Origin of the sequence: Moraxella lacunata (genome assembly GCF_002027545.1) — a bacterium.
Lineage (GTDB): Bacteria > Pseudomonadota > Gammaproteobacteria > Pseudomonadales > Moraxellaceae > Moraxella > Moraxella lacunata.
Window position 1 is genome coordinate 6,117 of sequence record NZ_MXAN01000076.1, and the last position, 11,123, is coordinate 17,239.

The window sequence follows — 11,123 nt, forward strand, 5'->3', positions numbered from 1 at the left end:
ATTGCAAATACAAAAGGCAGGCACACCCTATTTAAAAATAAAATTTTGTGTTATAATTAAGGCATTTACCATTTTAACAACCAAAAGACCATGACCAACATTCTTTTAAGTCGCCTACTGCCCGTCGCCCTAGTCTCTGCTGTTGCCACTCATGCCACAGCCAATACCATCTATGTCTACGAAGATGGCGATAATGGACAAAAATTTTTGACCAATGTCCAACAAAACGCCAGTGGCACCAAAAAATTCACCCAAATCAGCGTTACTTATTATCCTGACACCAAATTACACTCTAACGGCAACATCCCCAGCACTTACAACCCAACGACCGCCGCCACACCCAGTCGCAGTGCCAACCGTAACGCCTACGACCATTTAATCCGTGCCGTCGCTGCTCGTCATGGTGTAGACCCTGCCCTTGTCAAAGCCATCATTCACACCGAATCTGCCTTTAACCCAAATGCTCGCTCACCTGTCGGGGCAATGGGACTCATGCAGCTCATGCCTAGTACTGCCCGAGACATGGGCGTAAGTAACGCTTGGGACCCCGTCCAAAACATCGAAGGTGGGGTAAAATACATCGCATGGTTACAACGCCAATTTCGCAACCGTGACCACGTCGTCGCCGCCTATAATGCAGGACTGGGCAATGTCCGCAAATATGGTGGCATCCCCCCATTTCGTGAAACCCAAAACTACGTCCGCTCGGTAAACAGCCGTTATGCCAGTCTCTATCGCCATGATACAGGCATCATCGGGGGTGGCACACACTTGGCAATGAACCAAAACTTTACCACGCCTGCCCCGACCACCCTACAAGTACCCAGCTCGTCAGGTGTTCAAAATGTCAGCATTACTTACACCCCGAGCAATGGCTACGCCACTCCCCAAAACCCCAGTGTTGGCGGTGGTTCAGGGCGTATTTATATCCATAAATAATGTGCTTGTAACTGGTTGATTTTAAAAAATATCTGATTTTTTATAAAAATAATCAATCAGTTACACAAATACCATTTAAATTTTTAACGTCATGCCCCATAATAGCAGTAATGCCAATGGGGGCATTTTTATTTTGCAACTTTTATTTTAAGGAAAATTTACCGTGTTACGCATTGGTTTATTTTTACTCACCAACGTCGCCGTCATGGTCGTGGCAGGTATCGCCTTTTTCATCCTAAGCAGAGTCTTTGGATTGGGCGGTGTGCATGGACCAGGCGGACTTCAATATGGTTCGCTTGCCGTCATGTGTCTGTGCTATGGCATGATTGGCTCAATGATTTCTTTGTTTTTGTCAAAATGGATGGCAAAAAAATCCACAGGTACGGTCATCATTGAACGTCCCAGTAACGCCACCGAGCAGTGGCTTGTAGATACCGTCGCCAAGCAAGCCAAAGCCGTCGGTATTGGCATGCCCGAAGTGGGTATTTTTGACAACGCCCAACCCAACGCCTTTGCCACAGGTTGGAACAAAAACTCAGCCCTAGTCGCTGTTTCATCAGGACTACTGCACACCATGACTGCCGATGAGGTTGAAGCGGTATTGGCTCACGAAATCGGACACGTTGCCAATGGCGACATGGTAACGCTTGCCTTGATTCAAGGTGTGGTGAACGCCTTTGTCATGTTCTTTGCTCGTATTATCGGCTCATTTGTGGATCAAGTGGTCTTTAAAAACGAAAGCGACTCCCCTGGTATTGGTTACTTTGTGACCAGTATCGTCATGGACATCTTGCTTGGCTTTTTGGCAAGTGCCATCGTCATGTGGTTCTCTCGCTTGCGTGAATACCGTGCTGATGAGATGGGGGCAAAACTTGCCAGCCGTGACAAGATGATTAGTGCGTTAAATGCCCTACGTCCTGCCGAAGCTCGCCCCGACCAAATGCCAGAGAGCATGAAAGCCTTTGCCATTTCCAGCGGTCAATCCCAAGGATTTAGCATTGCCAATCTGTTCCGCACGCACCCGACATTGGATGAGCGTATCGCAGCACTACAAAAACTGCCTGCCAATTAACACCATGTCATCATGTCATAAAAAATCCCCTTGATTGGGGATTTTTTATTAGAGTAGCCACGGCACAATTATAGGGGCTAAAAATGCCGTTAAAATACCATTTAAAATCAGCCCCACCGTCGCATACGCCACAAACCTTGACCCCATCTGCATGACACGCACCGTACCAAGGGCGTGCGACGCTGTCCCCATGGATAGTCCCCACGCCATGGGGCGAGTGGATTTGACAAATAACAATACGCCTATGCCCATCATCTGCCCCACCACGCCTGCGATGAGTACGGTACTGGCGGTAATACCCATCACCCCATCCAATTTATCAGTGACTTCAATGGCAATCGGCATGGTGACGGATTTAGGAGCGATGGCAATAGCACTTTGCTCGCTACCGCCCATCAGACGCACAAGCCACACCCCTGAAATGATACCCGTGAGCGAGCCTAGCAGTTGTGAGATGATGATGGGTAGCCACTGCGAGCGGATTTTTTGCCACTGAACATAAAGTGGAATGGCAAGTGCCACGACCGCAGGTTGCAACCAAAAGGTCAGCTGACGACTCGCCTGCTCAAAGCTCGCCCACTCGATGTTTAGCATTTTTAGTAGGATAATGACCACGATGGTCGTGATGAGCGTGGGGTTGATGAGCTGATTTTTAAAACGGGCTTTGATGTGCATACAGCCATGAAAAACAGCGATAAGCATGAACAGCAGAAAAAAGGGGCTGTTTAACAGCTCTGACAGCTCGGCACTCATGAGTTGCCCCCTTGATTTGTTCGTCCTTGATGTCTGGCTTTTTGGGCGTGCCGTAGCCACTCATAGGATTTGCCCGTCACAATCAGTACCAGTAGTGTACTGATGGCAGTCGCCCCAATCAGCACCCCCAAATCCGCCCGAATGATGTCAAGATACTGCATGATAGAGATACAGGCAGGCACGACCATTAGCACCAAATAGTCCAATAGGGTCTTAGCAAGACTCTGCACCGTCTCTAACTTAACCACGCCTGCCTGCAACGCCCCAAATAGGATAATCAGCCCAATCACGCTTGGGGGCAAGGGCAATCCTGTCAGGGCGATAAAAATCTCGCCCAAAAACACACACCCAAAAATAATCAAAAACGCTTTTAAAATCATGACGGTTTTATCCGACCCAAAGATACCCAAGATGACGTATTGTACAAAACTTTATGGTAATTTGCACCGCTTAATTTAGGGCGTGCCTACCATTGATAACATTTTTATAAAATAAGATGAAAGTTTGACAATTTCAATCAATTTTTGCATGAAAAATGGCTATCCGACCACTTAATTTAAAAAGTTAAGTAAAAATCTTAAAATTTACCCAGTTAAGTGGTCGGATTGTTTTTCATAATAAAAACTTGCCTGATAGAACGACTATCAACCTGCGTTTTTTCCTTGAAAAACGGGCGATTCCCCTGTTTTTTTAAACAGGTATTTTTCATTGCAAATACCAAAGGCAGGCACGCCCTAAGATTGTTATTTTATTTTGTTAAATTTGATAAAAAGGCTTGATTTGATGAAAATAAGTCTTATTTAATAATCTCTATTTTTCCAAATTACCACAGGAGATGATATGCCACACGTTCGTGTTCGCACCACCGAAGGGGCAAGACTTGCCAAACGCCTAACCAACCATTTTCGCCATAAAGTAGAAGTTGCCGAGACCGACACGGGCTATTTGGTTAAAATGGCAGGGGCGGACGTTGTGTTTACACCCCACGATGATGAGCTGTACATTGAGTACACTCGTAACGAAACCACCGACAGCCCCGAACGCCCTTATGATGAGACTCGCCTACGCTTTGTCATCACCGACCATTTAGACCGCATGGCAAATCAGACGTTTGAGTATGATTGGCAAGATTAAATTTAGGGCAATAAAAAAGGGCAATCACGCCCTTTTTTAGTTTTTTAATTTGTCTTTATTATCATTGCAATTTGCTTTGACTGTTTTCTGCAATGCTCATCTGCACGCCTTGCCCTAGACCTTTGCCGATTTGCACGCCAAGGCGGTCAAAGACCTTACGCATGGGGTCTACATAGGTATAATTCACCGAATGCTCAACACCCAGCTCTTTTTCTAGTTTGCTAATACCGCCCGCTTTGTCGGCAAGCCCCAGTTCAAGCGACTCTTTGCCCGTCCAGAACAAACCGCTAAACACGTTGTTTTGTTCGGCATTTTTGAGTTTGTCACCACGCCCTTCTTTGACTGCGTCGATGAAGTTTTGGTGCGTGGTATCAAGCAGTTGTTGGACGTGTGCCCGCTCATCTTCGGTCATGGGGCGAGACATGGATAGAATGTCTTTGTACTGACCCGATGTCATGGTGCGGTCTTGGACACCGATTTTTTTCATCAGCTCTTCAGTGTTGTAGCTTGACATGATGACCCCGATAGAGCCAACCAGACTTGATGGATTCACCCAAATCTCATCGGCAGAGCTGGCGATATAATACGCCCCACTTGCTCCGATGTCGCCAATGACGGCATAGAGTTTTTTGTCGGGGTTGTCTTTACGCAGTTCCATGGCGGTCTGCCAAATCTCATCCGACTGCACAGGCGAACCCCCAGGGGAGTTGATGGCAAGGGCGACGGCTTTGGCATTGGGATTTTCAAAGGCTTCGGTCAGTGCCGAGCTGATGTCATAAGCATTGGCGTCGCTGTCACTGGCAATCACGCCATTGACTTCCACCACCGCCAAATGGGGTGAGTTCGCTTCTAATGGCATGGTGCTACTGGCAGTGCTACACCCACGGCCCATGATGACAATGATAAAAACGATGTAGCCGAACGTGAGCAATTTAAAAAATATGCCCCAACGACGAGCTTTTCTTTGCTCATCAAGACTTGCCATGAGCGTTTTTTCTAGCAGTCGCCACTCTTGACCGCTGTACTGGTTAGGCGGTGTTTGTGGTACTGGGGTTGGACGTTCGTTTGAGTTGTCTTTATTGGGATTTGGTGGCCATGCCATGATGTATTTTCCTGACTTAACTTGGGCGTATTGAACTTTTATAACACTATTTACAATACAGAAATATTTTAGAAAAACTAATCGTTTTTGCATGAAAAATGGCTAAATCTTCTTTTTCTGCGTCAAAAACTTGCTTGATAGAGCGACTATCAACCTGCGTTTTTTCCTTGAAAAACGTGCGATTTTTCTCATTTTTCATTGCAAATACAAAAGTTCAACACGCCCTTTTAAAAATCCAAGTTAAAACCGTGCGGTCGGTTTTAACTGATTTAAAATCTTAAAAGGCTTATTTTAGCACAAATATCGCCAAATACTCGCCTTAAATTTTATCAATTTGTTATCAAGGCATACACCTAACAAACTTGATATTTACCACAGGCTTTGTAGGGACTGGCTCCGCACGTCCTTTGATAATATACCAATTTTTATAGGCGTACACAGCACGCCCCTACACCCAAACATCATTACGTTTGTGGTAATTTTAAAGTTTCTTGGGTATATCTAGCGACCACCAAGCTCTATCATCATCAGCTCGGCTCGCTCACGGTTGTCCGCTGTGTCTTTGTCAGTAAAAATAAACCGTGATGGTAAAGTTTGTGCCAGCACCGCTCCGCTTGTGGCATGGCGACTGTGCCCAAGCCACACATCGGCATGCACCTGCTCATCATGGCACATGGTCTCATACATTTGCCATGCATATTCATGGGTCGCTCCGTTAATGATGAGTCGTGACCCTGCCTGCTCGCTTTTTTGCTTATCACGACCATCATCATCGTCATAATCATGATGGATACCGTCCATGATGGCAGGCGTCAGCTCACTCTCAATGACAATGGTACAGCCCCACACCCGCTCATCGTCTATCATCTGCCAGCCCGTCATTGCCGATATGGCGAACCCCTGTCCCGACCATGACCGCCCTGTCTCACACACCTGCATGGGCAAGCCCCGCATGGCGTTTGTGGATTGCCCCGCCTGCCAATAGCGATGAATCAGAACATCCTGTGCCAGCGTTGCCACCACATCATTCATGCGATGACTTGGGGTCTGCACGATGACCCCTGTCAGATGGCGAACACCGTGCTGACGTAGTTTATCACGCAGGACACTCGCCACTTTATCATGCCCTATCGTCTTATCATCTTGCAAATCCGACAACACAAGCCACACCGCATCATCACCATTATCCGCCCCCTGCTGGCGGATGAGTACTTGACTGACCTTGTCATCACTATCTAGCACCATCACGCTAAATGGCGTTTGTCTATCGGCAAATAACATCATCGCCATCGCCACAAGTGGCACCAATGCAAACTTCCGCCCAATCACGGGGGCGACCCACACCGCCACCCCAAGGGCAAACAGTACCATACCTATCACGCTCGTGGTCTGATACAGCCATACATCGCTTAGGCTCTGTAACCACATCAGTAGCTGATGAAGCCATGCCAATATCAGCGATGAGATACCCCAAAGCACATCAGCAACGCTCGGCAATACCACAAAAATCACCCCCGCCACCAAGTTTATTGGCACGATGACCGCCCCAAACAGCCCTATCGCAAACAGATTGACAAACAACCCCCACAGCGACACCTTGCCAAAAAACAACAGCGACACAGGAAGCATGGCGACAAAGAGATAGCTTTGTAATTTTAACAAACCGATCAGACGGTCTTTTATGAACATGACTGGCACATCAAACTCACGCTCGCCATAGCTCATGAGCAGTGCCACCGCCACAAAGGAGAGCCAAAAACCCGCCTGCCACACCATGACAGGGTCAAGCCATATCATGCCCAACCCTACCCACATCAGCACCACCAAGGACGACAAAGGCAATGCCAAATAGCCCGCCACCGCCACCGCCAACATCATGTACACCGTCCGCACCGCAGGCACATCAAAACCTGTAAACAACGCATAAATCATGCTCGCTCCCACCATGACAAACAGTCGCAGGCGATGGCGGGGCAGTCGCTGATAATACGGCAAAAACCTATCGGTCAGATAACACACCCCAAAACTTAACATCGTCGCCAATAGCACCACATGCATGCCTGAGATGGCGAGCAGATGACTGATACCGCCAAACTGGTACAAGTCTTTGGTCGCACGATTGATTAACGCCCTATCGCCCGTCAGCAGGGCAAGCGTGACCGCTCGGGCTTGCTGTTTATCATCGCTAAGAGTGTGCCAATCCTGATAAAAATGCGTGCGTAACGCATGGCGAAATCGCTCTAAATACCCCACCAAGCCCACCTGTGGCAGGGATGTCGGCTCATCATGTACCGCCAATACTCGGGCATTGGCATGGATGTGGCGTGTACGAAGCCATCGCTGACTGTCAAAGCCTGACGCACTGGGGTCGGCAGTGATGGGCGTGATACGTAGCGTCATGTAAGCGGTCGTGGCAGGGTGTAGCTTAGCGAGCTGATGACGGTTTGAGCCGTCCTTATTATCATTCTTGACATCTGCTACTTGGAGTAACACCGTCATCTGACTGGGTAAGGGCGGATGGGATTCGGGTGTGTCTGCGATAACAGCAAATGGGTTATAAGCCTCTGACTTTGTTTGCTTATCTTTATCTTTGTTATCTTTATTATTCTTATCATCCTTATTAAAGCCATCCAACAAGCGGTCACCGCCAAATGTCAAATCAGACAACACCGCTTTTTGGCGATAATAGCTCCCTGTGTCATACACGCTGTCGCTAATCTCATGTACCGTCACTTTGGCGGTGATGGTGTAGCCATGCTCAGGGATGGCGTGAGCGGTATTGGTAAATGCCTGCTCGGTGCTGATGGTGCGAAGCATGAATAACAACACCATCAAGCCGACCAATAACACCTGCACAGCAACCTGCCCCACTCGGGCAAAAGCGGACTTGGGATGAAACTGATTAAATTTAAAACATAAAAAAGCACACCCCAATAAGAGCATGCTCATCATCATAAAACCCACCCCATGAGTCGTATCCATGCCAAACAGCTGACTGCTCATGGCTGTCATGTCATGGCTAGGCAAGATGTCTAGTGTGGCAAGCACCATCAACACCACGCCAATAAACACAAGCCAAATCAACACCAAACCCATATCTTAGGTTTAACCCATGCCATGTCGCAACATCAGCTCAATCATCGCCAAATCATCAGGGTAAGTCAGCTTCATGTTCCTGCGTGAGCCTTGCACCAAAGCCACCGACCGACCAAACTGCTCAAACCCACTGGCTTCATCGGTAATCATCAGCCCATCAGCGATGACCTTATCAAGCATGGCTTGTAAGGCGTGCAGTCTAAATACTTGGGGAGTCTGGGCTTGCCAAAGCTGATGACGGTCGATGGTGCGATGTATCTGACCTTTGATATATTGACAATCTGTCAAACTGTCAGAACTGTCAGAACTGTTAGTGTCGTGAGCAAGTTTTAAGGTATCCACCACAGGCGTGGCAAGTATCGCCCCTACTGGGTAGCTCTTGTCATCTGTTTGTTCAAGCTGTTCTAGTTCACGCACCGCACCAATCAGATGAGTCAAATCATCGGCAGGCAAGCACGGTCTGGCACCATCATGGATAAGCACCCACACATCGCCAACCGCTCGCCGAGCAATGTCATCCACGCCTGATTTGACCGACAAAAAACGCTCCGCCCCACCTTTGGTCAGATAAATAGGGCGCTCAAACTCAAAATCCAAAGACGGCACAAGCGTATCGTCTTTGGCGACCACGAGCGTCAAATCAGTAACAGCAGGGATATTCAAACATGCCACACCATGCTCTAACACCGTCCGTCCTGCCACCGTCAGATATTGCTTTGGCACATCCGCCCCAAAACGACTGCCACGCCCTGCCGAGACGATGAGTGCATGAATGGGCAAGTTAGGACTCGTCTGTTTCATCACTCGCCCGTATCACCGCTAACGCCCGTAAAGGCATTCTCGCCTATGTCATCATCAATGAGTCCATCAACAGGCTCTGTCGCACTCGCCCCATCCACACCATAAGGAACCTCTCGGTCACTTACCATGGGAGCAACGGATAACTCTACAAATGTCTCGCCTGACTTAATCAAACCCAAATCAAGGCGGGCATGCTCTTCAATGGCACCCAGTCCTGATTTTAAATCACGGACATCCGCTCGCAACGTGTCATTGACCGCTTGCTGGGCGGCATTGATTTTTTGTTGCTTGGCAAGCTCATCATTTAGCTCACTAAGTGTATGATAACCGAACTCGCCATACCAGTATTGGTGTTGCAGACCTACCAACACAACCGCCCCAAAAATAATGAGTAGCAGATAACCCAAAAAAGTAGGCGAAAAGCTAACGCCTACTTTTTGGGTGCGTGTTTGATGTTCTGATGACAAAGTATCATCAGTTTTTTGGGTTGTCATATCAGCCACGCAGTCCGATAAACTCAGCACGCCCACGATAGCTTGCTGTTACCATCTGCTCAATGCGTAGCAGTTGGTTGTATTTGGCGACACGGTCAGAGCGACATAGCGAGCCTGTTTTGATTTGTCCTGCTGCTGTACCCACCGCTAGGTCAGCAATGGTGCTATCTTCGGTCTCGCCTGAACGATGACTGATGACGGTCGCATAGCCGTTTTCTTTGGCAAGATAAATGGCGTCTAGCGTCTCAGAGAGCGTACCGATTTGGTTAAATTTAATCAAAATGGCGTTGGCGATGTTTTTATCAATGCCTTCACGCAGGATTTTTGGATTGGTTACAAATAGGTCATCGCCCACCAGTTGCACTTTATCGCCAAGCTGACGAGTCAAATACGCCCAGCCATCCCAGTCGCTCTCATCCAAACCGTCTTCAATGGAGATAATCGGATATTGACGCACAAGCCCTGCCAGATAATCCGAAAAGCCTTGGCTGTCGTAAGATTTGCCCTCGCCTTCTAGCACATATTGACCGTTTTTATAAAACTCGCTAGACGCACAGTCAAGAGCTAGGAAAATATCCTGCCCTGCTTTGTAGCCCGCTTGTTCAATGGCTTTCATGATGACAGTAATCGCCTCTTCATTAGAACGTAGGTTCGGAGCAAAACCACCCTCATCGCCCACGGCAGTATTTAACCCTTGGGCTTTTAGCACGGATTTTAGGCTATGGAAAATCTCTGTCCCTGCACGAAGCCCCTCTGAAAAAGACGTAAAGCCCACAGGCTCAATCATAAATTCTTGAATATCCACGGTATTATCGGCATGAGCCCCACCGTTTAGAATGTTCATCATCGGCACAGGCATGGTTAAGCTGGTTTGCCCACGCAAATTGGCGATGTACTGATGAAGTGGCAAATTTTTGGCAATTGCCCCTGCTTTGGCAATGGCAAGCGACACCGCAAGCGTGGCGTTTGCCCCTAGATTGGCTTTGTTCTCTGTGCCGTCTAGGTCAATCAAAATCTTATCAAGTTCACTTTGGGCGGTTACGTCCTTGTCAAGCAAAGCTGAGCGGATTTGGCTGTTCACATTTGCCACCGCTTTTTTGACACCCTTACCCAAATAGCGAGATTTGTCGCCGTCTCTTAGCTCCAACGCTTCACGAGAACCTGTGGACGCACCGCTTGGGGCAGCAGCACGCCCACACACGCCATTTGCCAAAATGACATCAGCTTCAATGGTGGGATTGCCACGAGAGTCCAAAATTTCACGAGCCACGATGTCTTTGATTTCAATGGCGTTGTCGGTATTTTCAGCGTACATACGTTTTTTTCCTTTTGATTGGGTGAATGATAATGAGTGGAAATAGGGGTATTTTATCACAAAATTAAGGAAGTGGTTTGAAAATTTTAGGTAAACATATATTCTCTCATTACTCAAATTTTGCCGTACCAATGACACTTAATTCACGGCCATTACCTCACTCTTAACTTAAAATTGTAAATCATTAATTATTAGGTAATTATTTTTGGATTGTAGCGGCGAATTGCAATTCGCCCTTGATAAATCAATGAGTTATATAAAGTTGAGAATGAGGTATATTAAGATTAAGTGTGCGAATAAACACCATTTACATTAAAAATTTGAGTGATAAATTGCACACACTCACGTTTTATAATAAATCAACCCCAATCTCCACCAATGCTAAATTTTAAAAAAATCATTGGTTGTATGGTAAGG

Annotated in this window: 10 protein-coding genes; 3 read left to right on the top strand and 7 right to left on the bottom strand. The window is 47.4% G+C overall.

The window, feature by feature from the left end; all coding sequences use genetic code 11:
* Positions 1–90 precede the first annotated feature (90 nt).
* A complete protein-coding gene (locus tag B5J94_RS10195) occupies positions 91–939 on the top strand; it encodes a lytic transglycosylase domain-containing protein (protein WP_079364117.1) in 849 nt (282 codons plus the stop codon).
* A gap of 163 nt (positions 940–1,102) precedes the next feature.
* Positions 1,103–2,011 (top strand): protease HtpX, encoded by a 909-nt coding sequence (gene htpX, locus B5J94_RS10200; protein WP_062501308.1) that lies wholly within the window; start codon positions 1,103–1,105, stop codon positions 2,009–2,011.
* 48 nt (positions 2,012–2,059) lie between these two features.
* Here htpX and B5J94_RS10205 read toward each other — a convergent pair whose 3' ends face one another.
* A complete protein-coding gene (locus tag B5J94_RS10205; RefSeq protein ID WP_062501310.1) occupies positions 2,060–2,764 on the bottom strand; it encodes an LrgB family protein in 705 nt (234 codons plus the stop codon).
* Positions 2,761–3,174 (bottom strand): CidA/LrgA family protein, encoded by a 414-nt coding sequence (locus B5J94_RS10210; protein WP_228144582.1) that lies wholly within the window; start codon positions 3,172–3,174, stop codon positions 2,761–2,763. Before B5J94_RS10210 ends, B5J94_RS10205 begins: the two co-directional genes overlap by 4 nt.
* 430 nt (positions 3,175–3,604) lie before the next feature.
* Between B5J94_RS10210 and B5J94_RS10215 the strand changes: the two genes are divergently transcribed.
* Complete coding sequence (locus tag B5J94_RS10215) at positions 3,605–3,898, top strand: DUF2218 domain-containing protein (RefSeq protein ID WP_062501644.1); 294 nt, start codon at positions 3,605–3,607, stop codon at positions 3,896–3,898.
* A 61-nt stretch (positions 3,899–3,959) separates the two neighbouring features.
* On the opposite strand, the gene sppA is transcribed toward B5J94_RS10215, so the two are convergent.
* From sppA to eno, 5 genes are all read right to left on the bottom strand, one after another.
* On the bottom strand, positions 3,960–5,000 hold the full coding sequence (gene sppA, locus B5J94_RS10220; RefSeq protein ID WP_062501641.1) for a signal peptide peptidase SppA: 1,041 nt from the start codon (positions 4,998–5,000) through the stop codon (positions 3,960–3,962).
* A gap of 501 nt (positions 5,001–5,501) precedes the next feature.
* Positions 5,502–8,084 carry a ComEC/Rec2 family competence protein gene (locus B5J94_RS10225; protein ID WP_211271081.1) on the bottom strand — a complete coding sequence of 861 codons (2,583 nt, stop codon included), beginning with the start codon at positions 8,082–8,084 and terminating at the stop codon, positions 5,502–5,504.
* A gap of 21 nt (positions 8,085–8,105) precedes the next feature.
* Entirely contained in the window at positions 8,106–8,897 is a 792-nt protein-coding gene (ispD, locus tag B5J94_RS10230; RefSeq protein ID WP_062500794.1) for a 2-C-methyl-D-erythritol 4-phosphate cytidylyltransferase, read from the bottom strand.
* On the bottom strand, positions 8,897–9,391 hold the full coding sequence (locus B5J94_RS10235) for an FtsB family cell division protein (RefSeq protein ID WP_079364118.1): 495 nt from the start codon (positions 9,389–9,391) through the stop codon (positions 8,897–8,899). The genes ispD and B5J94_RS10235 overlap by 1 nt, the downstream gene beginning before the upstream one ends.
* A 1-nt stretch (position 9,392) precedes the next feature.
* Positions 9,393–10,706: a phosphopyruvate hydratase gene (gene eno, locus B5J94_RS10240; RefSeq protein ID WP_062500792.1), complete on the bottom strand. Its 1,314-nt coding sequence runs from the start codon at positions 10,704–10,706 to the stop codon at positions 9,393–9,395.
* Positions 10,707–11,123: the final 417 nt, after the last annotated feature.